Source organism: Providencia sp., assembly GCF_040396775.1.
Classification (GTDB): Bacteria; Pseudomonadota; Gammaproteobacteria; order Enterobacterales; family Enterobacteriaceae; genus Providencia.
Genome location: NZ_JBEBNT010000011.1, coordinates 1 through 22,283 on the forward strand (window position 1 = coordinate 1; position 22,283 = coordinate 22,283).

The window sequence follows — 22,283 nt, forward strand, 5'->3', positions numbered from 1 at the left end:
AACCAATCCATATTATCCCGCCAAACATTAGTTGCCTGAAATGGAACGGCTATCAAATTAGTATTGGGGGATTTTTCAGTGATAGTTACTTCATGGGAATAAGTCCACTCAGCAATCTTAGCCACGCTCCAGTTGTAGGCGTCCCCCAGATTGCTGATGTTGGACATTGACACCTCACTCTGTCAGGTGAAAACTGATATTTTTATTTATTATCAGATAGATATAACACATTGAGGTGACAACTCATTTTAAAAATTGTCACCTCAATGTCGATATTTACAAATTAAATCAATCGGTTAACTCACCTGCTGCTGACAGCATGAAAAATTGAAAATGAGCCGTTTCCCGCGAGCGCGCCGCCCCGTGGAAAGGGTGCCCCCTCGGGAGTACCTTTTGAATTCCTCACAGAATTAATAATCACAATAAAACAATAATTTCAATTAATTAGCCTTAAATTCGTATAACTAAACTGCACCTTCCATAAAGTTGCATTTTAAATACTTTTTATTATTTAAAAAATATTTTAATATGATAATTCAAATATGAATTTATACACAGGAGATAGCATATGGACCGGATTATCATCCCGACAAACTATATCCATATACGTAGCACACCACTCTGGACAAAAGAAACTGCACCTAAGTCTATCTGGGATAGACACTTAGACAAAGGTACTCGCCAAGGCGTATACCCTAAACTCTCGGTCATGCAAGGAACTATTATTTATTATTCTTATGCCGATGAAATTAGCCCCCTACCAACCGATACAATGACCATCAAAGCTGGTCAATTTGGTGTTTTCCCCCCAGAAACTTGGCATCGAATTGAAGCAGTAACTGATGATACTGTTTTTAATGTCGACTTTTATGTTGCTCCAGAAATTTTAACTGAGGAATAGCGTACAATGAACGAAGACAACAAAGGCTATTTATTAGAAATAAGTAATGATAGTAATGGCCAAAAGGTAGAAAAAATATTCCTTAACCCCAAAAAATTATACATTCCTGATATTGCAGTTGAAGAGATAACATTCTTAATCAAAGAGTTAGAAAGTATTGATGTTATTGGTAATTCATCACTAACTGTCTCGATGACTAACAATAATAATGGCGTCTCCGTCGATAAAAATATAAGCTCTGTAAGCGAACTTTCTGAACCGCTAAACCTTGCGCAAATTATTAAAGATTTAATTAATATCATTCGTGGATATGATATAGATGAAGAGTCTAACGTCTGCGGATGGTAGATAAAACGTAATTTGTTATAAAGCGATTATCTATCTATTTAGAAAGTCGCTTTTTTGTACAATTTCCCGCACTGCTTTCTGTACATACGCTACAAGCTGAGTTTTGGCTTGATATGTTTTGCATGCATCCTTAAATAAGAGCCATTTTTAACGAACTCAATAGCCGCTTAAGCTGCCGATAGTTCACTGTCAACTAATTGGAGTAATCCAACTGCACTTAATTCTGTAATGTAATCGTAATCATTTAATTATCTTATCTGTATATGCCACTTAATTCCCCCCCCCCAATTGTAGACTTCTTGTTCATTTAATCTGCTATCAATTTAAAATACTTAGAAATAATTTTGCATAATTTGAAATATCTACTATGTTTTAAAGTGATATTCAATTGTATGAAGCAACATCTATTCGCCTACCGCTGTGTAGGCTTTTTTTTATTAAAAAGGCCCAGTAATCCAAGGACAGTCGTTCTTTATTACTCTTTGTTACAATAACTCATCATTTTCATCTGTATCATTCGTCATTGTTAACCTAAGTATGTTATTAAAAATTATTTATCCTTTAGCCTACTCGCAAAGTAGGCTTTTTTAACACTTTTTGACTCAGTTTTTCTTATTTTTCTTGATTTTTCATAACTTTCTACATAAATAAAATGTCATCAGTGTTGGCTGATGGCTATGTATATTTTATTAAACTATACTTATATTGCTTCGCAATAAATTTCTTTACTTACTTTTTTCTAATTAATTAAGGGTATCAAAATGCAAAGAAAAATAATTGTTGCTGCATTCGTGGCATTGGTTGCTCCAGTGATTGCAAACGCTTCATGTGATAGTGTTGTGGAAGAAATCACCCAAAAAATCATTAATAATGGTGTGCCTGAAGAGAGCTTTACCATTACTGTCGTTTCAAATGAAGAAGCCGCCTCGCAGCAGGGTGCTGTTGTTGGTAATTGTTCAAACGAAACACAGAAAATTATTTATACAAAAAAATAATTTTAATGAGAGTGGGTTAAAATAAGGCCCACTTTCTTATTCATTTTGTTTATCCTAATAATATATTGAACGTCACTAACTAAGTAAATACATCCAAGATAAAACACTTACCACTTAATTGGTGTTTAAAAATCGATCAAATCGCATTAATATATTTGACTTAAGTAGCACAAAGACACTTTAAAGTATTACGTTTAATAATTTCATCGAGTGAATAAGTAAAATGAATTCTCAACAACAAATTAGTATAATAGACATTCTCGTTAAGCTAACTAATGGCTCAAACAATGAGGTAAAAATAACCGCAATATCAGCACTCGGTGATTACAAGGCAACAATTCACTACGATATCGCTTTAAATAGGCTTATCGATTTATGCAACGAGCCGAATAAAGATGTCGTTACTGCAGCGATAAAATCGCTAAGTAAGCTATCGCCACATTTTCGCTAATTTGAACTCAAGCATTCTGCTCTAACATAACCTTGCAAGCCTAATACCATTTGTGTTAATTCTGCAATTCGGTTTCTGAGTAACCAATAATTTCTGACAGCGGTGTCAGTAGGTCTGGCGGAACCTCCATCATCCAAGCTGGAGGTGGAATTGGTTTCGCCTTTCGGACAACTGGCTCTGATGTACACCCGCTCAGGATTGCGCTCAGCAGCAATGCGCAAATTATCAATTTCACTCTTTGCATTTGCTAGTTCCTGAATATGTTTAGTATCGAGTTTATGAAGGGATTGGATGCGTTCTTGGTAATCTTCATTGATTTTAGCTTGCTCTGTCAGCTCAATGAACAACTCGGCATTTCTGGTATTTAACTCGCCTATCTTCTCGTGTTGTTTCCACATTCCCCATATGGCACCCCATACAGCGATAAATAACAATACCCTTACTGTATTCATAGTTATTACCATACAGATAATTAAAAGTTAACTTGTCTACCTTTGTAGTGTTCAATAGCTTTTTGACCACGTTTTTCTAGACTTATCTTATCAACACTACAGGTATCGTCTCGGAGTACATATACGCCAGCTGCCAAGTAGATGGTGAATCCGATAAAGAATAAGAATAAGCTGAGCCGAACTTTCCAAGGCAAACTGCATTTTCTATCTCTCTGCGTGTTATCAGGCCTTTCCACTCTTTACCCCCCGCATAAGTCCAGCGTTTCAATTCATTGCAAGCACCAGCGATATCACCTGCATTCAGTTTATTCAGCATCGTAGATCGCGCAAAAGCACCCGTACCCACGTTGTAAGCAAAGGAATAAATAGCAGCTCGGGTGTTATCATCAATATCGACTTTGATTAGAGGGTCTACGCCCTTTCTGACTTTGCTGAGGTCTTTTTCAAGCAAAGCTAAACATTCTGATTCTGTATAGGTTTTGGAGGGGATAATGTCAGTGCCCGTATGCCCAAAACAAACCGTGGTGACATTCACGACATCTTTATAAGGCTTAGTTCCCATGCCTTCAAAATAAGCAATCATGCTTACAGTCAATGCAATTAAGCCACCAGCTGCGCCCGTTTTTATTTTATTTGGTATCTTTGCCACTGTTAGCCTCTCTTAACTTGAATTCTTTCCGTTTGTAGTACCAATTCACCAAGAAGGTAGCGACTGTGCATATAATCCCGATGAGTACCGCCCACTGGTCTAGTGATAACGCCCCTGCCGCTGTAGTGATTACTCCTAATGCATAAGAAAAGGGGCTTGAGTATTTTTCGTGCATACGCATATCCACCCCCTGCGGAGTGTTCCGATGTTTAGTTAATAGAAAGCCACCAGCAATAGCAGCCAGATTTAGATTAATGGATTTAATCAGTATTTGAGATAAGTTAGAGATTCAGCCCTATGTGACTTACCGAAGGGATGGCTAATTAACTTCGGTGTGAGAAAATTCAATGGGTGATGAATACGATATTAAAAAAGTTCTAGGTGAAGCACTTAATACTGACCAAAAAATTCTTAAGGGGGATCTTACTAGCCTTGTTATTTTACAAGAAGTTATCAAAATTTTAGACACGATAACGAAAAAAGAAGGGAATGATAAAGTCGCTTCTAATCATATCATTGAGCAGCTTCAACTAAGGCTTGAAGCCCTTCCTGCAATTGGTGCTGGTCATGACCTATCAACAGTTGGGGCGTATGATTCAGCAGTCAGTATAGTTAAATCAACACAGAAAACTAAAGCTTAACTGAAACTGCATCGTTCATTTTAGTCATGTGCTCCAAGATAAATCCCATATGATCCCCATTACAGCTCATTGCCGCTTGCATGTCAGTGAGCTGTTTTTCTAATGCTGTTACTCGTTCTTCTAAACCACGGTCAGCCTTTACCTTAGAAATACGGGGAATTCGTGCTTTTTTGATGTTTCGACTCATAACTACCTATCTTAAATAGGTAGCCGACCGCAACATCATGGCAGTAATTAAACATATTTAGTTTGAATTGTGGCGGCTATATACGAAAAAGGCCACGCATTGCGTGGCCCTTCTATAATTGATAGCTTAATTAAACATTATATCTATTAGGCTCATTATTTTATAAATAAACTATTCTGCGTCCTTTTCTTTTGTTAAGCAGTACCGTAGGTTTTGCCTAATTGCTTCGATGGACCAAATCCAAAATGCTGTACCTACAAACTCAGATATCAGTGCTTGGTAACCAGCAGTCCAGAGCCAGCCAGACAATCCTAATAATGGCACAACTAAACCATGAGCAAAAACAGAAACACCGATACCAAAACATATACCGTGTAATAATTTCACCTTAGGTAAGTATTCAGCGATAACACAATATATAACTGCTATAACTATCGAAAATAATATATGAACACCATTTCCTCCCCAGTTAATACTATATCCCATCCAATGATAAGTCATAGTATCTATATTGATGCCTAGTTTCTCTAATAAAACTACTGGTGGAGGGGTTGTTTCTAGCGTTCTCGGTGGAATCAAGCCTTCAAAGCCGGATTTAACTAAAGCGGAAAATATACCCGCAATAATACCAACATATATCGCTACACAAATATGCCTAGAGTTTTTCTTTGTCAATTTAAATAGATCAATCATTATACATACACGCCTTATGAATAGATATTATGAGTATAGTAGAGAAAAGGGCGATTGTTTATTATTAGTATAATTATTATTTTTAATGTGTTGAGATGCTTGAAGAATAATAACAAAAGACGGTTCATTAAATATAAATAAAAAATCAACGAGAATAAAAAATTTCAATCTACACCCCTGTAATGGACAAGCTCAGGTCCTTGAGTAATTGCCATAGGGTTTAGTCAATCAGCCTTGACATTCTCCATAATGAAAAGACAACTTCCAATTTTGCGGATGGATATCAGGAACGACAACCCTTCCACTCAAAACTATTTTGTCATTGCAGAAAATAAAAAAGCCGCACTTGGCGACTTGTCTTTTGCTTGTAACTTAATGCCTTACACTACTGTTAACGCAACACGGGCATGTTTTCACAATCGTATAACCTGAGTTTTTAGCTGCCTGAATAGCTTGTATAACATTAATAAAGTTACCAAGGTAAAGTCTATTCAAAGCCATAGGCATACTTTTACATCCAACTTTATGTATTTTGTAATCTTCCCGTAGCTTCATTATCGTCTGAATATAATAATTCATATGTCTCCATTACATTTTACAAAGGATTAGTAACTAGCATGAACTGCAATCTAAGCATCTGAGCTCGAAATTTAATTTTGCTGAGATTAATTACTCGTCCAATTAAGACAATGACTGAATAAATTTACATCCAGTAAACCAATGCAACTGTCACCAAAAGCAAGCCTGTAATGGTTAAGGCATTTTGTGCAAACGATAAAATTCGCTGAAAAAGTGTAGGTAGGTTCATAGGTGATCCCTTAGGAAATAACTTCCTTTGGATACCGCATCTATTTTTTAGATAAAATCTAGCGGGTGCAAGATCTGCTATTATTGCAATGAGGTATATGCGAATCCCATCATAACACACAATACAGAACAAATACGTTCCATTAGCTTCAAGTATGACAAAACCCCGCATTGCGAGGTTTTAAGTAATAACCTAATTGGCTATTAACATGCCTGTGCTTTCATCACACTTTTGCAAAAAATACATTTTGCACCATGTGGATTGCTGACCGATATATCAAACTGTGAAGTTCTATATTGGGAACCGCTACAGCAAGGGCATTTAAAATAGAGATAGATTTTTATAATGTTTTTAAAGCGCCACCACGTTGCCAGCAGCAGGACCTTTCATTCCATTCTCAATTGTGAATGAAACTTGTTGTCCTTCAATTAAAGATTTGAAGCTATCGCTCTGAATCGCAGAAAAATGAACAAAGACATCTTTACTGCCATCTGCTGGAGTGATAAATCCGAAACCTTTATTATCGTTAAACCATTTTACTGAACCAGTCATTGTATTAGACATAGAATTTCCTTTAATTTTTTTGATTGCCATAAGGCATAAATGAGGTTTGTTTTTTATTTTTACTTATGGGAATTAATTAGAAGGAATTCGCAATGAAGAGGTATCTGAGATAACGCTAAATGGTGAAAATCTTTAAACTTACTAGCATAAATAGGCCTGTACTTCCAAACCGATGAGCTGATTAAGCCACATAAACTCTAAGATAGCAAATTTTATTTTAAATAATAGCATAAAGCACACGCAACAATACCGATTCATGTATTGTTTATCATCGAACTTGTTACCCAGTGCGATACCATCTGGTAAACGTGACCACGTAACATAGAAACTATGAGGACACATTATCTCAGTAGGCGCATAGTAAGTTCTGGTAAAACAATCCTCTTCATCGACCTGAATGTAGCCTATATGCAAGCCTCACACGGGTTAAGTACAATGACTTCTCTAGCAACTAAATCTTCGGTTGGTAATTCACTAGCAGGTCTGAACAACTAATTCAGCAAATATTTGCATTATTGGGCCTCAGAAAACAAAAAGCCGCACTAGGCGACCTCTTAAAAAATATGCAATTTAATCACCCTGCACTGGTGACACCGTGTATGGGGTACTATTCATCTATATGAAAATATTATTTGAGGTTAATGTTATGCCAAGTTTTCCACAAACAAGACCAGCAATGAAACGACAAAAATCACCACTAAATATTGCATTCCAACCATAAAATCTAAAAAACGATTAACTGCTTTCACAAATCCCGACTCATAAACAAGGTTCCATAAGGTAAATTGTAACTAAAGCAGCATCAAATATCCACATAAAGATAATGTATACATCTAATGTAGCCAACTAGCTCTAATTGTAGAATATTCACCTTATCCAGTGTGGAATAGCGACAAATAGAAGAACTAATACCAGTGCAGCTACCGCTACCTGTAATACATTAAAGATCCCCATAAATACAATCCCTTTATGACTAACAATTGTTTACTACTTGGTTGTTATATAAAGGTAGCAACATTTTACGCATAGTAAAGAATTGTACATATCAAAAGCAAAAAACCCGACATTACTGACGGGTCTATAGCACAATCACGATTAAGGGGGCTATGGAACATTTCCACTTCGGGTAGGCATTCTTTTCAGGACTCACCAAGTAGTATTAATTCAATTTGTACCCATACTCTGCACATTGCTCAATAACACTGCGATACTTATATTCATTATCACCAACCAGAACAACTCGTCGTAAGTCAATGTTACCTATAGGCTCAGGCATTGATGTGATGAAAGGGATTGATTCTTTATTTGATTTAGCGACTGAACCACAGTATGCATCAAACGGATTAGCAATCATTTTACCGAGTTTAAACTTTGCAGATGCTGGTAATTTCAGGTGGTTTTTTATTAAGTTAGTAACCTTAACCTCTTCATCCTTAGTTAGGCTTCTTTCCGCTGCAAAAGTACTGCTCGATATAACCATAATCGAGATAGCCAGTAATACTGAAAATGATTTACTCATTTAATTATCCTCCATTAAATATAAACATCAGATATCTATTTAATTTAGGAGGCTAATATTAATAAAGACTAAATAATGAGGCAATCAAAAACCCCGTATTGCGAGGTTTCATTCTATAAGTTCGGTTACAACGTATTCACTCTTATCACATTAGCACCCAAAATTCGTAACGAAAAGCATTTAGCTATCAATTACTGTTTTATTTGCCCATTCATCCATTTCTAAGACTGCGCCAGCCATAATTAAACAGGCATCAATAAAGGTTTCAGCAATCATGAGCTTTTGTCTAATCTTGCCTTCTGAGCACTTCATTTCCCTTGCTATTGCTGATTTTGATATGTCTTTAATGTAGTGTTTTTCTATCAGGTAATATTCATCTTTTTTACCGGCTTTAATTAACTGCCCAACAGCTGAGTCGATAAGTATTCCATCATCATCACAACAAGAAAGCCGCTCACCGTTAATGTTAGGGAGCAATCCTTTAAACCCTGCTGCAATTGGTGAATAACCAACACGACTTTTACCTTCGGCAGCCCAGCCACCCCAGCGCTCTAAAACCAACTGAATATCTCTCATGCAAAAAGTCTCCTGCGTTCCGCACAACGCATTAACCGAAAACACCTAGTGCCGCTGAACGGTCTAGGAATCGAATTAAAAAAATTAATTGGCTACCGTGCTCCCTTTCCCATCCGTTTGGATCCTTATGCAACTCGCTGTGGTGAATGCGACATAATGGGATAGTGAACAAATCATGAGCCTTAGTGCCCATTCCACCCTGACTATAACCGATTAGGTGATGTGCATCGTGCGCGATAGAGTTACAAACACAACATGGCTGTGATTTAACCCACTGCAGGTAGTTATCATTAATCCAGCGCTGTAATTTAGGCTTCAACATCAAGCTAGCTGGTGGTTCGGGATCGACGGTTAAATTTAACACAGGTTTTGATACCCGCTCACCACTCGCTATGTCGCTGAGGTATTGGTCAGAAAGAGTGATAAGGCCCGATGCTTTGTGCTTTAGCTCTTGTGGCAAAGTCATCAGTAGCATTCTGCCGTTGAATGTATGCATATGTGCACCAGGCTTAAATATTATGGCTCCGATTTCTGGTACCAGTATTGGTGTTAATATCCATTGGTAACTCATTCTATTCCCCCACATTTACGCAACCGTACTTGCGCTTTCATGCATACTGATTGTTATTTCAAAGCGCCCCCCCTTGACTACTTCACACCATTCCATTTCAACTCGCTTAACTTGGTCGTCATCCTTCCAAATGTTGGCATGCGTTAATGCGTCGAATGGTGCTTTTAAATAGTTATCTATGTCCCGCTTGTGGTTTGTTGGCGGGTACATTTTTACTTTTACTGTAACGGGCTCTGTTATCGCTATCGGTTTACGCCTTAATTGCTCATAAATGGCGACAATCGCACTGCCACGAAATTTACGGCCTTTCTCGCTAATTAGCGTTTTGCCATTCACATTACGCCAACATGCATTAACACTTGGTGGAAATGGCAATACAAGTGATATGCTCATGCTCTTACCCCTACCAATAATGCATCAAACTGTCGAACTAAAGCGGACAAAGCTGTCTCAGCAACAATCCCATTTGAACTCGCTGAAGTATCATGAGAACGAAACTTTCCATCCCTTAGCATTTTTTCACAATCATCAGATACGTGATAAAGACCATCTTTGCCTTGATACACTAAGCCATAGTTGATTAAAGATTTGATGATGGTTGTCGCTCCTGAGTGCTTTTTCATATGGAACTCGTTGAACAAACCATCACGACTAAACGGTCTGCCTTTGAAGTGCGTTGTAAACTCGATATACCGACGTTTCTGTGAAGAAATCATACTGTCATCTCCTTTGCTGCTTGTTCTGCTGCTTGCTGCCAAATGCCTGCCCATGCTTTGCGACCAACAAAATCAGTCATACGACGAACACCCAATTTACCTGCCAACTCACTTGCGATTTCCTCGATACGATTTAGAGGTTTTGAGCGAGAACCGATAATTCTGGTGAATGCCTCGTCACGTTCCACAGGGTCAACACTCACCTTCAGCTCACCCGATAAACGCAGTGTCAAATCATCCCATTGGTTGCGAAGTGTTCTTGGGCACTGAACATTTTTCTTCCAGAATTCATCCTGGCTAATGCGTTTGTAGAATTGGCAAATTTCCTTGTGGCTATGTCCATCAACACCGACCATCAAGCGAACTTCGTTTGCCCAGTCAGTAAGATTTGGGGCTTTGGGTTCTTTCAGGCCAAGTTCTTTGAATACCTCACAGCGACGGTCAAATAACCACTCTGCGCATTTGAGGTCATTGGCTGAGCCCCATTTTTGGAAGTTAGCGCTGTATGTGACAGCCTCTGGATAACGATTTAAAAAATCAATTTTTGACTGGTCGCTGGATTCGTTAGAATTCTGCGACGAAGAGTTAGTTATTGATGGATCTTGTTTTGAAGTTACTAACGGATCGCCCCCAGATTCTGGCGGGTCAAAACGGTTATTTTTGCTCGATTCTGACGGGACAGATTTTGATGCGACAGATTCTGACACATCAGGTTTTGAGGGAACAGATTTTGACGGGACAGATTTTGATGCGACAGATTCTGACACATCAGGTTTTGAGGGAACAGATTTTGACGGGTCAGAATCTGCGGGTTGAGGACATGCAATACGTGCTGCTGAAGCTAGCTTTTCAACATTCAGTTGATAGATGTTACTTGCGTTACGGTTGCCTTTACGACGCTTCTCTCTGGATAACCATCCATCGTTTTCTAAGTCTTTAATTGCTGTACGCACAGTACTTTCACCTGCGCCAATTTGACGGGCTATTGTTGGAACTGAAGGCCAACAAACACCTTCATCATTAGAAAAGTCTGCGAGGCGTGCCATGATAGCAACTGAGGTTATCTTCAAACCTGCACTCGCACAGCCATCCCATACATAACTTGATAGTTTTACGCTCATGCTGTTACCTATTCGACTCGTGTATATTCAGCTTTAAATCTGTACAAAGGGGCGAAGCATTCATGTTCATAACCGTCACGCATGAAAATGACCCACTGCTTGACTCGGTCATAACGTATGACACGAACACGAATACCGCGCTTATCCAGATAAATGCGATTGAGATTGTTGGCATCTTCATTGGACATGATCCCCTCTCCCGCAATTGGCATTAAATTCATCTACCAACCACTGCATAAATGGGTAGTTGGTTTCTTGGTAACCATTTGGTAATTTAATCTCATAGACGAAACGGTTATCGCGGATTGAAGCGCGTACTTGTGTTCTACCCCGTAAATTCGTTACACTGCTCATGCTAGTTACTCCACACAAGTTGTTATTAGCACCCGACGCCTCGGACCGCATATCTGGGGCGTCAACCTTTCTTATGTAATTTAATGAGCGCATTGATAGCCCCTCTAGTGCTTGCGATTGCCCTATCCAACATGGTCAGAATTTGTTTTTCTTCATGCTTATCAACAACACCGTCTTCCAATGCTTTACCAATAAATACAACTAACTCACCGCGAGTTGTTGATGCACGAGTTTGTAATTTGAATAATTCGGGTTCGTCTAAATCCTCTGGGCTTATCTTTTCCACCAGCAGCAAATTTCTTCTGTTTGCGTAATACCCAGCAAGAAATGAGGTGTTAGATAAATCCTCCATTGCCTCAAGCTCTTCGCGCTCAAAAAAACGACACCCGTTTTTTTCATACAAGTTGTTATTGAACGTGGTTTCTGTCATACCCAATGCGCCAGCCATCGCTGAACGTCCACCGGGGTACGACTTACACATCTCTTTCACGACTTCTTTTAATGTTTGTTTGCACATATCTACAATTCCGTTGTTTTGTTGGTAGTTAACTCAGCTGCTTTCCTCTGATAAATTCCATAACAACTTTTAATTGTTATGGATATAAATCAGGACGTAATTTGCTTCTAGAAACCCCTGATGCCTGTTCAACAACAAGGACTTTGTCTGCTGGAACCCTTTTGTTTCTATTTAGCCAGTTCCAGATTTGTTGCTGCCTGACAGGCTTATTCAGAAGCTCGCTAATACGTTTTGCTAGCTGTGTTTGCCCACCAGCCGCAACAATTGCTGTTTGTAATCCAGCAACGCATAATTCATTGGTTACATGCCCCATAACTCCCCCGAAGTTGTAAATAACAACTTTATATTAATCCACGCCAACAACTTTGACAACTTTTAGATGTTGGAAATATCAACACTTAAAGTTGTAAAATACAATTTCGAGGGAGGGAAAGGTATGTCGATAGCTAAACGGTTGTTAGAGGCAAGGGTAAAAGCAGGTATGAGCCAAGCTGATCTTGCTGAAAAGGTTGGTGTTAGCCAGCAATCAATACAAAAAATAGAGTCAGGGCAAACCAGTGCTCCTAGAAGAGTTGCTGACATAGCCAAGGCAGTAAATGTTTCAGCCCATTGGCTACAATTTGGCGCCCAGGACGAAAACGGCAAAAAAACCGAATTTGAAGTGAAAGAATGGGAAGATATCCCTGTCTATAATGATACAGACTTTGTGGATATTCCTGTGCTTGATATTGAATTAGCTGCTGGTTGCGGATCGAATGCTGAAGTTATTGAATCAGAAGAGTACACATACCCATTCCGCAGGGATGAACTGCGTAAATATGGTGTCAGTGCAAGCAATGCTAAAATTGTTAAAATAGTTGGTAATAGCCTATTCCCTGTATTGAATGGAGGGGATCTGGTTGCTATTGATGTCAGCAATAAAAAGATAAAAGATGGTGACCTTTACGCGATAAGAGATGGTGTTTTGTTGCGCGTTAAGATTTTGATTTATCGACCTGACGGTGGGCTGATAATACGAAGCTTTAATAGGGATGAGTACCCTGATGAACAGCTGCCAAGAAGCGAAGCAGTCACCAGAGTTCATGTGATTGGCCGAGTCTTTTGGTCATCAAGAAGCTGGTAAAAATTTCATTAAAATATCTTCTGTTGTTATTTTAATACTAGACTTACCACTATCTCTGTCTTCAATCGCCTTCTCTATTTTTCTTCCGTGGCTGGAGTATCTCCAATCACGGGAGGATAGAGCTCCAATAACAAGGTAATCAGCTGACTGAGTTACTCTATCTATAACCTTACCACCAGCGTCCTCTATCATTTTTGAAACTAATGACCTTTTTCCTGTCACAAAATTACCAGTCAAACAGACGCTAACCCCAGATATATCAAAATTATCAATATCATCGCACGGTAAATGACATGACAGCCCATCAACTACACCACTATCCAGATCTGTTCCGGAAAAATCGACCAGCGCCTTATAGAGCATTTCACTTTCATTTTTATCTATAATGCCATCCTCTTTGATGGTTTTGATTAGCTCATACAAGTGTTTACCAGGATAATTCCTTTTTAGCATTCCATTTTGAGTGAGCCACCAATCAAGATAATTAATCTCATCAAAGCCTAGTTGCCTATCTGCAATAATTCCCTTACATAGGCCGTTAAGTAGATTGATATCTGACTCTTTTGAATACAAATCAATATTTGGCATATCCATTATGGAGCGCTGAACTTCTAGTAAAGTATTTTTTAGTTCTTCTCGCTCATCTGCTGTAATCATCCCGTCTTCCAGCACTCTTGCGATCCTTTCTTGTAAAAGCACCACAAACGGATTATCTGAAATTTGTTCTGAGTCCGAAAGCCATGTGGTTATGTAAATAATCTCAGAATCTGATAGTTCATTATCAGATAGAACGCCATCAATAATGGAAATTAGGTTTGCGAATAGCTTATCTCTGTTCTGCTTATAGTTAAAAGCTGGGTTGATTTTCATAGTCTCTCCTATTTTATCTATCCTTAAATTTTCTTTAACTTAAATCAAACAACATAAAGTTGTTGACAGAGGTGTTTTATACAACTAAATTACAACTTAAGGATGTTCACTGAACAGGTTTTGATAACAACTTTCACAACTAAGGGTTAAACAATGCAAACTAATTCAAATGAACCAATCGTTACTTTTAGCATTTCTATGTCGCAAGAAGATGCTGCGGCATGGATTATGGAAAAAGCCGCTGAACTTCAAAAGCTGGCGGCACTTAAAGCTAAGCAAGTCGACCTGCAGCGGCAACTAGAAAAGCTCGATGAGCAAATTTTCGATCAATCTGAACGCTGCCAAGTCATTATTAATGCTTAATTGGGCTTAATGTTTGGAGTGATGGCTATGGATAATGAATGTAAGTGCCAAGAAATTAAACAAGCATTACTTGCTAGAATTGAGCGTTTAGAAAGCTCTGCAAATAGAGGAAAGCAATTTGCTGGGCTGGCAATTGTGCTTTCCGCAAAAGGTAGGTTTATTTCGCAAGAGCACCACGAGATGATGCTAAAAAATTATGCCTCTTTTAGGCTAATTATCCACGAGTGTTTTGGATCATACGAATAGATTGTAATTCAGACATACCAGTACCTTGAACAATTACTGAAACACTTTCACCGGTAGTTTCATTGTAAAAAGTTTCATCACCTTCTATGTCTAAATTGCCGCGGATAATATGGCCTTTTTCTACATCATATCCGCCTTGTAATTCAGCAACAGTATATTCGCCGTCTGAGTTCTGAATAACGATAAATCCTATTCGATGTTCATGGTGGACAACAACGCCCTTAGTTGAATTGCACATATAAAAGATTCTCTTGGTTGTGTAGGGCTTCCAAGAATACCACAGCCGCCTGATGTGGATAAGTTAGTTCAGGCAACCTTATAAACTGTGTGGAGTGCTTAGTATGGGAATGCTTTTTCTTACTCGAAAACCAACCAAAGTTGTGGTTATTGGTGATGATATTAAAGTTACAATTTAGGAGTAAAGGGTAACCAAGTGCGGATTGGTATTGATACCCCAAAAGATATTAGTGTCCATCGTGAAGAAATTTATAAATTAATTTTTGCTAATAATAATAAGTCCGAGTGATAGTTATTTATTGTATTTAAATTAAAGCCAATTCAATAAATAAAAAAATACCGCCAATAAATTCAGCGGTAAATAATTAACACACAGGGATCAGTTCATTCTATAGGAATATAAGTAACTGTAGAATTACTTAAGCTTAGTCCAAAAATATAAAGAAACAAGAAATTAGCAAAAAAAAACCGACATATAATATGCCGGCAAATAATAGCAAGTATCGCGTGTTGCTTAATAAGTATAGTCATAAATTAAAAATCTGTATGCGGCAGAATGTGGAGGTAATTATGCAAATGCTAACTTTGGAGGAATGGGCGAGCGAACGTTATAGAAGTCGCCCTCCTCGCCTGGGAACATTACAACGCTATGCTAGGAATGGCTTGTTCTATCCACCAGCACAAAAAGAAGGTGGTATTTGGCGCGTGAGAGAAGATGCCGACTTAGTCGGTAATTTGACATCACCGGTTATTAATAAGAATGATAACCCAAAATTACAAAGGATTTTAAACGATGGCTGCCCGACCACGTAAAAATAACGTCAACATTCCTAATCTCTACCCGCTATATAGCAGAAAAGCTAATAAGGTTTATTGGCGTTATCGACACCCTATAACTGGAAAATATCACGCTCTCGGTGATAACGAAGCTGAAGCGCGTGAAATTGCTATTGAAGCTAATAATCGACTAGCTGAGCAACGCAGCCGACAAGTTATGGCGATCAGCGATAGAGTAGCAAGAATTAAAGGAAAAGAGATCACCGTAAATACTTGGCTAGATCGCTACTGGGTAATACAAGGGGAACGCCTTGCTGACGGTGATATAAAACAAAATACATATAAGCAAAAAAGAAAACCTGTGGACCTAATGCGCCACTCTCTCGCAATGAAGCCTTTACCCGCTGTTGATGCGAGAGATATCGCATCAATACTTGATGAGTATAAATCTAATGGCCAACATCGTATGGCTCAGGTTATTCGCTCAGTATTAATTGATGTGTTCAAAGAAGCTCAGCATGCTGGTGAAGTTCCACCAGGATATAACCCTGCACTCGCAACTAAACAGCCAAAAAGACGAATTACCCGCCAGCGACTTAATTTAGAGGAGTGGCAAAAAATATTTGAAGTAGCAGATAAGCAACATAAGTATTTAGGCAATGCTATGTTATTAGCTGTGATAACTGGGCAACGGCTTGGTGATATTTCAGCAATGAAATTTAGTGATATTTGGGATGACCATTTGCATGTAACACAAGAAAAAACAGGAAGTAAACTGGCTATTCCACTAGCATTAAGATCTGATGCGTTAAACATGTCGCTAAGGGATGTTGTTTCTAGATGTCGTGACCGTGTTCTCAGTCCGTATCTAGTCCATTACTTTCGCACGACTTCTCAAGCAAATCGTGGTGACCAAGTCACTGCAAATACAATAACAACAAATTTTAAGAAAGCGCGAAATAAAACTGATATTGATTGGGGTGAAGGAACGCCAGCTTCATTTCATGAACAGCGTTCTTTGTCTGAAAGGCTGTATCGCGAGCAAGGGATAAATACTAAAGATTTACTGGGCCATAAATCACAAAAAATGACAGACAAATATAATGATGACCGGGGTAAAGATTGGCTAGTTGTAAACATTAATCATCCTTAACTAGCCAACCTTTATCAAATGATGCTTTTTCAAACTTTTTCATATGGCGAATAATATTAATCATGCATTCCTCAACTGTGTATTCATTAGCAATGATAGCATCCATATAAAATATAATTCTAAGCCATGATTTGAAATTTTGATCATCAAGAGTAGCAACTACAGGAGTTAAACATCTGACAGTTGCTATTTCTCTTTCACAAAAATTTTTTAGCTTATTTTCATCGCTTTTTGATAATTGATTTCCCTTAAAATATTTAATTAATAAATCTAAATATTTTTGATTTCTTTCATAATGTACCCCATATAAAAATTCATCTTTATTGTTTGAATTTTTAGGATATTTTTTATTTATTTTAAGATCTTCTGGTAGATATATATCAATATGCCTTAGAAAAAAAATCAAAATCTCTCTTAGTCTTTTTTCTGAAACAATCTTTCTATTCATGTCCTCTTTTTTTTGTATGTAATCAATAAAATACAATATAACAATAAATTCAAGACATACGCCCATAAGTTCAGGAAGAAGGCCATCAGAGAAAAATGGAAAAAAACTGTCATTAGATATTACATATGAATAAAAATAAAAAAACAGCAGCACAAAAAAAATCACAACAAAACTAGATTTCATCTTATTTTTAGTAAAAATCTTCACGGATTCGCCTATATTTTGATAATTCGTTTTGATAACTTTTTGATAACCGTTTCAAATGTGACAATAAAAAACGGGAACTATTAAGTCCCCGTTCTTAATCACACCACGTAATAAATTACATATGTGCGATCATTGCATCGCCGAATTCGCTACATTTCAGTAATTTAGCGCCTTCTAACTGACGTTCGAAATCGTAAGTTACAGTTTTAGCCGCGATTGCGCCTTCCATACCTTTAACGATTAAGTCAGCTGCTTCAGTCCAACCCATATGGCGTAACAGTATATTCCCAATTAAGCATTATCACATTGATTTTAAAAATATTTCATTTCCATTTTTGATGAATTTAAGCGTTTCAATTATACATATAACTTGTTGATTTATATTGTAGTGATAAATAGTTTTGGGGAATGATTTTTGTCTCAATTAAGATTTGCAATTTGATAATTTACTGTATATAAATACACTGTATAAATTAACAGTTAAATAGGAGGTTACATTATGCCTCGTATTGAAATTCTCTTTGATAAAGAAAATAGTAATAAGCCATCTGAAAAAGTACGCAACGCTCTACGAGAACAAGTGATACACAAGATTGGCGACAAGTACGGCCCGCTAAACGTCAGAGTGGCTTTAAGTTCGTCAACATCATTAGTGGTCACTGGAGCTAAAAGCGAAGATGCGACCAAAGAAATAAATGAAATTATCGAAAATATATGGCTTGATGATTCGTGGGTACCGGCATGAAAATAGACTACAGAGAAAGCAACGTTGATATTGTTCCTAGAATTACAGAGGTGAAGGTAGGTATTAATAGCCCTTATGAGGTTTTAGTGTTGGAAATTACCTTTGCCGATGGTTCGATCAACAAAGAAACGCATAAATGGGAAGATATTGATAGACCCGCACAACGTACCTATTTATCTCGTGATATTGCAGAACATATGTACGCTAAGATCGGAGAGTATTTAGAAAAAACGGATGATGATTATCCAGAACCAATTAAAAAATATTTGATATAAAAACGAGCCGCAGATATTGCGGCTTTGATTTGATAACAACTATATATTCATATTGTCATCTGTTGACGCTTGAGTAAAATCTTCATCTAGCTGTTCAAAAAATTCTCTAACATCAACATTTAATACTTTTAATGCTAGTATCAGTGTGTCTATATCAATTTTATTTATCCCTCTCTCATAGCGGTACAATTGTTGCTCGCTCTTGCAACCTATGAGTTGAGCAAATTGAAAAAGCTTATAACCAGATCCTAGTCTTAACTCTTTAATTTTTTTCCCAACTAATACCGTATATGTATTTTTAGCAATCATTCATGCGACTCCATTCAAATAATGCTCTTGCTGTAAGCAAGATTGGTTTAATGCCCCTTTAATAAGTATATTAAAAGGAGGTTTTTTATTCACTATAGAATGATGCCGTTTTGATATTTGATTTAAGCCGATACTATCTTTTTAACTCCATTGTCAGGTGCTATATAATCAAATGTTGTATTGCTAATTTTACACAGTTTCCCGCCCTATCGTTTATGTCTCCTCTGCAGTACGTTTAGCTTCTTCTTGCACTAATACCATAACCTAAATATCGACATAAACTGGAGCACTCAAGATAATCTGTCTATTGATGGTCTTGGGAAGAATGAGAAGAAAACTTACATTGAAGAAACGCTAGAAGAAATATTTAATGAAGGTGATTGGCTTCCTGAAACCCAAGAAGCCGAAGTGGAATATTTTGATAAGTGATCTAGATACGCCAACTACTCGAGCTCGCGCATTAGTTTTTATTACTGCTCTGTCTATAAATTACTTGCTTAGTCTTGTTTCGTTTGAAGCCTGTATGATTTTTTGTAAAATACCCTCTCACCCTAACTAACTTACTCTGTAACTGGACTGATTGAGAGGGATATGGGAAATAAAGCAATCGGCAGCCTTATAAAAAATAAGCGGTTAGCCAAAAATATTTCAACCAGAGAAATAGCAAAAGGCTTAATAGCCTCTGAAGAAAAATATATACAATATGAAAGTGGTGAGTTATCAATATACATCGATGACTTATTCGTGATAGCCAACATTCTTGATGTTAGTATTCAAGAGCTACTGAATGCGTATAGTAAGTGAAGCCGCAATATGCGGCTTTTTTGTCCTAATTACAGCAATGCGTCATTGTCACCAAGGCCATATTGTTTACGTTCCACAGCCTCCTACTCCGCCCTTTCCACTTCCTCTGCTGCACGTTTAGCTTCTTCTTGCGCTAATCGCTCTGCTTCTATCTTAGCGAGTCTCTCTGCTTCAGCTTGCTTTTGATTGTAGATAGAGTTTGATGGCATGTTTACACGAACATCAACCCAGTGGCCCACAGGAATATCACAAGGCTCACCCGGTGTTAATTCTACCTTTTCCCCGTCGACTTCTTTTAAGAACTCAGGGTAAAGCTTGAATCGCTCATATTGAATGTTCTGAGGTAAATCATGCTTACGATAGGTCGTGTATAGAACGATGTCGCCATCTTCATCAGGTTCAACGATACGGCCATCGAATGGATGTTGTTTACCCTTTTCAAGCACATCATAAAGCGCATACACAAGTGGAAGCTGATTAATACCACATGGAATTGTGATACCACCGTTAATACCGCCCCAGCTCGCATCAGAGTGCAGGCCAAGAACACCATGTAATTGGTAAATACCCGTATGCAGTTTTTTGAGTGTGACGCCTTCCGCTTCTTCATTTGGATCGACATGGTCAGCAAATACTCGAATAATCGGTGATGCTGCTTTTAAGTTACCGTTTGAGTCTTTCGTTGTGTTTGCCTCAGAATATACTTTAGCAATTTTCAACGCCCCAGCATTAGTGTCATCTCTTGATGTATATGTATATAATTCATTGCTTGTTAATTTAACAAAATACCCACATCTTATTGTTGTGCTGTATGCTATAGCAGCCCCAGCGCCATGACTAGTAAAAGCATCATTACCTGCCCCACCACCTTGCCTAAAAAAAGTATTAGTGGTTGTTTTAGTTAGTGCTGTGTTATCTATTACTGGACTAATACTACCCAAGCCAAAATCACCAGACTTTATTATTTCAGCACTTCCAATCAACGCTTTTCCATCCGCGGTCAATTTAAATGTGATGCCAGAGCGCGTATTACTAATAGCAAAATCATCAGTTGTGTTTCCGTAGCCAACAAGCCCTCTTCGATATCCAGAAGCATCTAAGAAACCAATATAGTTTGCTTGGCTTTCTCCTGCCACCTTAATTGCTAGAGCTTGGTCATTTTTTGTTATTTGACCACCAGCTTTATCAAGCTTCCCATCTAGCTGCTTATCCATTTCTGCAACCGTACGAAGCTTAATTTTCTGCCCAGTTGGCAATTCAACATCAATGGTGCCCTGAGCCGTCATCCACTGATTTAAAATTTCTGTGTAGACTTCACTTGCAATAACCTGAGCTGTCGCTTTGTTAACACCATCAGAAATGGAGTCAATCATTGTTGTTAGAATGATATATTTCGCATTAGTCAGCTTTGCTGAAACAGGAAAAGCCAACGTTAAGGCTGTGTTGCTTTCAATGGAATAAATGCTATTGATGAGTAAATTGGAACCATTTTCAATCAGCACAATTTGTCCGACTGAGACAAGTGTGGTGTTATCTTTCCAGCGTGTGCCTGTCCCTGTGATTTTTGGACTATTTGCTGTAGTGGTAACGGTACCGATATTATACATAGGATTGATTCTCCGAAATTTGGACGTAAAAAAACCGCAATTAAGCGGCCTAGTTGTAATTTAATAACTTTTTAGAAATTAAAAGTAATCATCTCGATTTAAAACGATGGTGTCGCACTCAGAATAAAACTCATTGCCTGCCCCTGTTTTGTGCGTTCCACTCAAAAAGTAAGTTCCTCTAGCAATGCTCACTCGACCACCTTGCATTTTTAGCCCGCCATGCCAACATCGAGCATTACCCGTTGACCCTGTGAAAAATACACCATACCGCGCCAGTGGCACTAGTGGCCTTTCGTACACTTTAGATTCATTTCTTCCTATATGAATAGTACCAGGCGCTTTGATTGGTGGGTAATGATTCGTGATGACGGGCTGCCCGAGTTTATTAAATAAAAACAATCCTTTATCACCATTTTTTAAAGGTGGAGTAAACCCGCTCTGAATAATGATAATGTCCATTTGAACAGCATTACCATTTGTTGTCACTCGATTTGTAACATGGTCATACTCAACTACCGCGCTGGAATGATCCCAATACGCAAGAACTAATTGAGAATTACGGTTAGGTAAGTTGCTGGGCAATGTTAGCGCGTTTGTTACCATCCCGCTAAATGACCAGACAATAAACCCGAGCTGGGTATTGCTAGTTATTGCAGTAAAATCAGTTGCCCCCCTAATATAAACTCCCCAGCCTGAATGAGCCCCCTCATTATGCGTTTCAAATACATGCAATCTAGCCGCTGGATCTGTATAACCTCGATAATCATTCTTATAAAAATACGATGTTCTTAAGCCGATATTGACTTTATTATCTGCCACTCGTATGTTTTCAATAACAATATGATTAAACCAATCCATATTATCCCGCCAAACATTAGTTGCCTGAAATGGAACGGCTATCAGATTGGTATTGGGGGATTTTTCAGTGATAGTTACTTCATGGGAATAAGTCCATTCCCCTAGAGGGGCTCTTGGCACATCAATAGTTCTTAGATAATTGAAGCTACGTGTACCCGAAAGCCCATAGGGATTTTTCAAACCAATTTTATTAAACAT

General features: G+C 38.0%; 34 protein-coding genes and 4 pseudogenes. 14 read left to right on the plus strand and 24 right to left on the minus strand.

Features of this window, described 5'->3' with window-relative positions:
- The first annotated feature begins 568 nt into the window (after positions 1-568).
- The 4 genes from ABWP91_RS12415 to ABWP91_RS12430 all read left to right on the plus strand — a co-directional run bounded on the left by ABWP91_RS12415 (position 569) and on the right by ABWP91_RS12430 (position 2,695).
- Positions 569-901, plus strand: a complete 333-nt coding sequence (locus tag ABWP91_RS12415; RefSeq protein WP_353243546.1) for a TehB family protein — start codon at positions 569-571, stop codon at positions 899-901.
- A 6-nt stretch (positions 902-907) separates the two neighbouring features.
- Positions 908-1,249: a DUF1869 domain-containing protein gene (locus ABWP91_RS12420; protein WP_353243547.1), complete on the plus strand. Its 342-nt coding sequence runs from the start codon at positions 908-910 to the stop codon at positions 1,247-1,249.
- Positions 1,250-2,010: 761 nt separating this feature from the next.
- Positions 2,011-2,244, plus strand: a complete 234-nt coding sequence (locus ABWP91_RS12425) for a DUF1161 domain-containing protein (protein WP_353243548.1) — start codon at positions 2,011-2,013, stop codon at positions 2,242-2,244.
- Positions 2,245-2,467: 223 nt separating this feature from the next.
- The gene (locus ABWP91_RS12430) at positions 2,468-2,695 is read left to right on the plus strand and encodes a HEAT repeat domain-containing protein (RefSeq protein ID WP_353243549.1); all 228 of its coding nucleotides are present in this window, start codon (positions 2,468-2,470) and stop codon (positions 2,693-2,695) included.
- On the opposite strand, the gene ABWP91_RS12435 is transcribed toward ABWP91_RS12430, so the two are convergent.
- The 3 genes from ABWP91_RS12435 to ABWP91_RS12445 all read right to left on the minus strand — a co-directional run bounded on the left by ABWP91_RS12435 (position 2,692) and on the right by ABWP91_RS12445 (position 3,977).
- Entirely contained in the window at positions 2,692-3,147 is a 456-nt protein-coding gene (locus ABWP91_RS12435; RefSeq protein WP_353243550.1) for a lysis protein, read from the minus strand. The two genes, ABWP91_RS12430 and ABWP91_RS12435, sit on opposite strands and share 4 nt — an antisense overlap.
- Before the next feature lie 82 nt (positions 3,148-3,229).
- Positions 3,230-3,796: a lysozyme gene (locus tag ABWP91_RS12440; RefSeq protein WP_353243551.1), complete on the minus strand. Its 567-nt coding sequence runs from the start codon at positions 3,794-3,796 to the stop codon at positions 3,230-3,232.
- Positions 3,777-3,977: a phage holin family protein gene (locus tag ABWP91_RS12445; RefSeq protein WP_006658152.1), complete on the minus strand. Its 201-nt coding sequence runs from the start codon at positions 3,975-3,977 to the stop codon at positions 3,777-3,779. The genes ABWP91_RS12440 and ABWP91_RS12445 overlap by 20 nt, the downstream gene beginning before the upstream one ends.
- Before the next feature lie 166 nt (positions 3,978-4,143).
- Between ABWP91_RS12445 and ABWP91_RS12450 the strand changes: the two genes are divergently transcribed.
- Complete coding sequence (locus tag ABWP91_RS12450) at positions 4,144-4,437, plus strand: hypothetical protein (protein WP_353243552.1); 294 nt, start codon at positions 4,144-4,146, stop codon at positions 4,435-4,437.
- Here ABWP91_RS12450 and ABWP91_RS12455 read toward each other — a convergent pair.
- From ABWP91_RS12455 to ABWP91_RS12520, 14 genes and pseudogenes are all read right to left on the minus strand, one after another.
- Entirely contained in the window at positions 4,427-4,624 is a 198-nt protein-coding gene (locus ABWP91_RS12455) for a hypothetical protein (RefSeq protein WP_353243553.1), read from the minus strand. The genes ABWP91_RS12450 and ABWP91_RS12455 overlap by 11 nt on opposite strands.
- 171 nt (positions 4,625-4,795) lie before the next feature.
- Complete coding sequence (locus ABWP91_RS12460; RefSeq protein WP_353243554.1) at positions 4,796-5,317, minus strand: YagU family protein; 522 nt, start codon at positions 5,315-5,317, stop codon at positions 4,796-4,798.
- Between the two features lie 1,029 nt (positions 5,318-6,346).
- A pseudogene (ymcF, locus tag ABWP91_RS12465) lies at positions 6,347-6,469 on the minus strand (cold shock small protein YmcF); the annotation flags it as partial.
- Positions 6,470-6,476: 7 nt separating this feature from the next.
- Positions 6,477-6,689, minus strand: a complete 213-nt coding sequence (gene cspE, locus ABWP91_RS12470; protein WP_123381835.1) for a transcription antiterminator/RNA stability regulator CspE — start codon at positions 6,687-6,689, stop codon at positions 6,477-6,479.
- Between the two features lie 1,159 nt (positions 6,690-7,848).
- Positions 7,849-8,208 (minus strand): hypothetical protein, encoded by a 360-nt coding sequence (locus ABWP91_RS12475; protein ID WP_353243555.1) that lies wholly within the window; start codon positions 8,206-8,208, stop codon positions 7,849-7,851.
- Positions 8,209-8,388: 180 nt separating this feature from the next.
- Entirely contained in the window at positions 8,389-8,784 is a 396-nt protein-coding gene (locus ABWP91_RS12480; protein ID WP_353243556.1) for an antiterminator Q family protein, read from the minus strand.
- Positions 8,785-8,815: 31 nt separating this feature from the next.
- On the minus strand, positions 8,816-9,355 hold the full coding sequence (locus ABWP91_RS12485; protein ID WP_353243557.1) for a DUF968 domain-containing protein: 540 nt from the start codon (positions 9,353-9,355) through the stop codon (positions 8,816-8,818).
- Between the two features lie 15 nt (positions 9,356-9,370).
- Positions 9,371-9,742 (minus strand): RusA family crossover junction endodeoxyribonuclease, encoded by a 372-nt coding sequence (locus ABWP91_RS12490; protein WP_353243619.1) that lies wholly within the window; start codon positions 9,740-9,742, stop codon positions 9,371-9,373.
- Between the two features lie 2 nt (positions 9,743-9,744).
- Complete coding sequence (locus ABWP91_RS12495; RefSeq protein WP_353243558.1) at positions 9,745-10,071, minus strand: hypothetical protein; 327 nt, start codon at positions 10,069-10,071, stop codon at positions 9,745-9,747.
- Complete coding sequence (locus ABWP91_RS12500) at positions 10,068-11,192, minus strand: helix-turn-helix domain-containing protein (RefSeq protein ID WP_353243559.1); 1,125 nt, start codon at positions 11,190-11,192, stop codon at positions 10,068-10,070. The genes ABWP91_RS12495 and ABWP91_RS12500 overlap by 4 nt, the downstream gene beginning before the upstream one ends.
- Before the next feature lie 8 nt (positions 11,193-11,200).
- Entirely contained in the window at positions 11,201-11,380 is a 180-nt protein-coding gene (locus tag ABWP91_RS12505) for a DUF4222 domain-containing protein (RefSeq protein WP_217008392.1), read from the minus strand.
- A complete protein-coding gene (locus ABWP91_RS12510; RefSeq protein WP_353243560.1) occupies positions 11,370-11,546 on the minus strand; it encodes a hypothetical protein in 177 nt (58 codons plus the stop codon). Before ABWP91_RS12510 ends, ABWP91_RS12505 begins: the two co-directional genes overlap by 11 nt.
- 61 nt (positions 11,547-11,607) lie before the next feature.
- On the minus strand, positions 11,608-12,063 hold the full coding sequence (locus ABWP91_RS12515; protein ID WP_353243561.1) for a YmfL family putative regulatory protein: 456 nt from the start codon (positions 12,061-12,063) through the stop codon (positions 11,608-11,610).
- A gap of 76 nt (positions 12,064-12,139) precedes the next feature.
- Positions 12,140-12,376: a transcriptional regulator gene (locus tag ABWP91_RS12520; RefSeq protein ID WP_353243562.1), complete on the minus strand. Its 237-nt coding sequence runs from the start codon at positions 12,374-12,376 to the stop codon at positions 12,140-12,142.
- Between the two features lie 123 nt (positions 12,377-12,499).
- Here ABWP91_RS12520 and ABWP91_RS12525 point away from each other — a divergent pair, with 123 nt between their 5' ends.
- Entirely contained in the window at positions 12,500-13,186 is a 687-nt protein-coding gene (locus tag ABWP91_RS12525) for an XRE family transcriptional regulator (RefSeq protein ID WP_353243563.1), read from the plus strand.
- Here the strand turns inward: ABWP91_RS12525 and ABWP91_RS12530 are convergent.
- The gene (locus ABWP91_RS12530; protein ID WP_353243564.1) at positions 13,172-14,056 is read right to left on the minus strand and encodes a BRCT domain-containing protein; all 885 of its coding nucleotides are present in this window, start codon (positions 14,054-14,056) and stop codon (positions 13,172-13,174) included. The two genes, ABWP91_RS12525 and ABWP91_RS12530, sit on opposite strands and share 15 nt — an antisense overlap.
- Before the next feature lie 153 nt (positions 14,057-14,209).
- On the opposite strand from ABWP91_RS12530, the gene ABWP91_RS12535 reads away from it, so the two are divergent.
- Positions 14,210-14,419 (plus strand): hypothetical protein, encoded by a 210-nt coding sequence (locus ABWP91_RS12535; RefSeq protein ID WP_353243565.1) that lies wholly within the window; start codon positions 14,210-14,212, stop codon positions 14,417-14,419.
- A 214-nt stretch (positions 14,420-14,633) separates the two neighbouring features.
- On the opposite strand, the gene ABWP91_RS12540 is transcribed toward ABWP91_RS12535, so the two are convergent.
- Positions 14,634-14,903, minus strand: a complete 270-nt coding sequence (locus ABWP91_RS12540) for a hypothetical protein (protein ID WP_353243566.1) — start codon at positions 14,901-14,903, stop codon at positions 14,634-14,636.
- Between the two features lie 109 nt (positions 14,904-15,012).
- On the opposite strand from ABWP91_RS12540, the pseudogene csrA reads away from it, so the two are divergent.
- From csrA to ABWP91_RS12555, 3 genes and pseudogenes are all read left to right on the plus strand, one after another.
- Positions 15,013-15,191, plus strand: a pseudogene (gene csrA, locus ABWP91_RS12545) (carbon storage regulator CsrA).
- 281 nt (positions 15,192-15,472) lie between these two features.
- Entirely contained in the window at positions 15,473-15,715 is a 243-nt protein-coding gene (locus tag ABWP91_RS12550) for an excisionase (protein WP_181937041.1), read from the plus strand.
- Positions 15,696-16,832, plus strand: coding sequence for a site-specific integrase (locus tag ABWP91_RS12555; RefSeq protein WP_353243567.1), 1,137 nt, complete (start codon positions 15,696-15,698; stop codon positions 16,830-16,832). The genes ABWP91_RS12550 and ABWP91_RS12555 overlap by 20 nt, the downstream gene beginning before the upstream one ends.
- Here ABWP91_RS12555 and ABWP91_RS12560 read toward each other — a convergent pair.
- A complete protein-coding gene (locus ABWP91_RS12560; RefSeq protein ID WP_353243568.1) occupies positions 16,819-17,487 on the minus strand; it encodes a hypothetical protein in 669 nt (222 codons plus the stop codon). The two genes, ABWP91_RS12555 and ABWP91_RS12560, sit on opposite strands and share 14 nt — an antisense overlap.
- A 115-nt stretch (positions 17,488-17,602) precedes the next feature.
- A pseudogene (locus tag ABWP91_RS12565) lies at positions 17,603-17,767 on the minus strand (NADP-dependent isocitrate dehydrogenase); the annotation flags it as partial.
- A gap of 219 nt (positions 17,768-17,986) precedes the next feature.
- Between ABWP91_RS12565 and ABWP91_RS12570 the strand changes: the two are divergent.
- The gene (locus ABWP91_RS12570; RefSeq protein WP_154629396.1) at positions 17,987-18,232 is read left to right on the plus strand and encodes a DinI-like family protein; all 246 of its coding nucleotides are present in this window, start codon (positions 17,987-17,989) and stop codon (positions 18,230-18,232) included.
- Complete coding sequence (locus tag ABWP91_RS12575; RefSeq protein WP_275075896.1) at positions 18,229-18,507, plus strand: hypothetical protein; 279 nt, start codon at positions 18,229-18,231, stop codon at positions 18,505-18,507. Before ABWP91_RS12570 ends, ABWP91_RS12575 begins: the two co-directional genes overlap by 4 nt.
- A 39-nt stretch (positions 18,508-18,546) precedes the next feature.
- Here the strand turns inward: ABWP91_RS12575 and ABWP91_RS12580 are convergent, their stop codons facing one another.
- Entirely contained in the window at positions 18,547-18,816 is a 270-nt protein-coding gene (locus tag ABWP91_RS12580; RefSeq protein ID WP_275075897.1) for a helix-turn-helix domain-containing protein, read from the minus strand.
- Between the two features lie 267 nt (positions 18,817-19,083).
- Here ABWP91_RS12580 and ABWP91_RS12585 point away from each other — a divergent pair.
- Together ABWP91_RS12585 and ABWP91_RS12590 are read left to right on the plus strand one after the other, a co-directional pair.
- Positions 19,084-19,245 (plus strand): annotated as a pseudogene (locus tag ABWP91_RS12585) (DinI-like family protein); the annotation flags it as partial.
- Between the two features lie 162 nt (positions 19,246-19,407).
- Complete coding sequence (locus tag ABWP91_RS12590; protein ID WP_275075335.1) at positions 19,408-19,620, plus strand: helix-turn-helix domain-containing protein; 213 nt, start codon at positions 19,408-19,410, stop codon at positions 19,618-19,620.
- Positions 19,621-19,703: 83 nt separating this feature from the next.
- Here the strand turns inward: ABWP91_RS12590 and ABWP91_RS12595 are convergent, their stop codons facing one another.
- Complete coding sequence (locus ABWP91_RS12595; RefSeq protein ID WP_353243569.1) at positions 19,704-21,227, minus strand: phage tail fiber protein; 1,524 nt, start codon at positions 21,225-21,227, stop codon at positions 19,704-19,706.
- 78 nt (positions 21,228-21,305) lie between these two features.
- Positions 21,306-22,283, minus strand: coding sequence for a DUF6453 family protein (locus tag ABWP91_RS12600; RefSeq protein WP_353243570.1), 978 nt, complete (start codon positions 22,281-22,283; stop codon positions 21,306-21,308).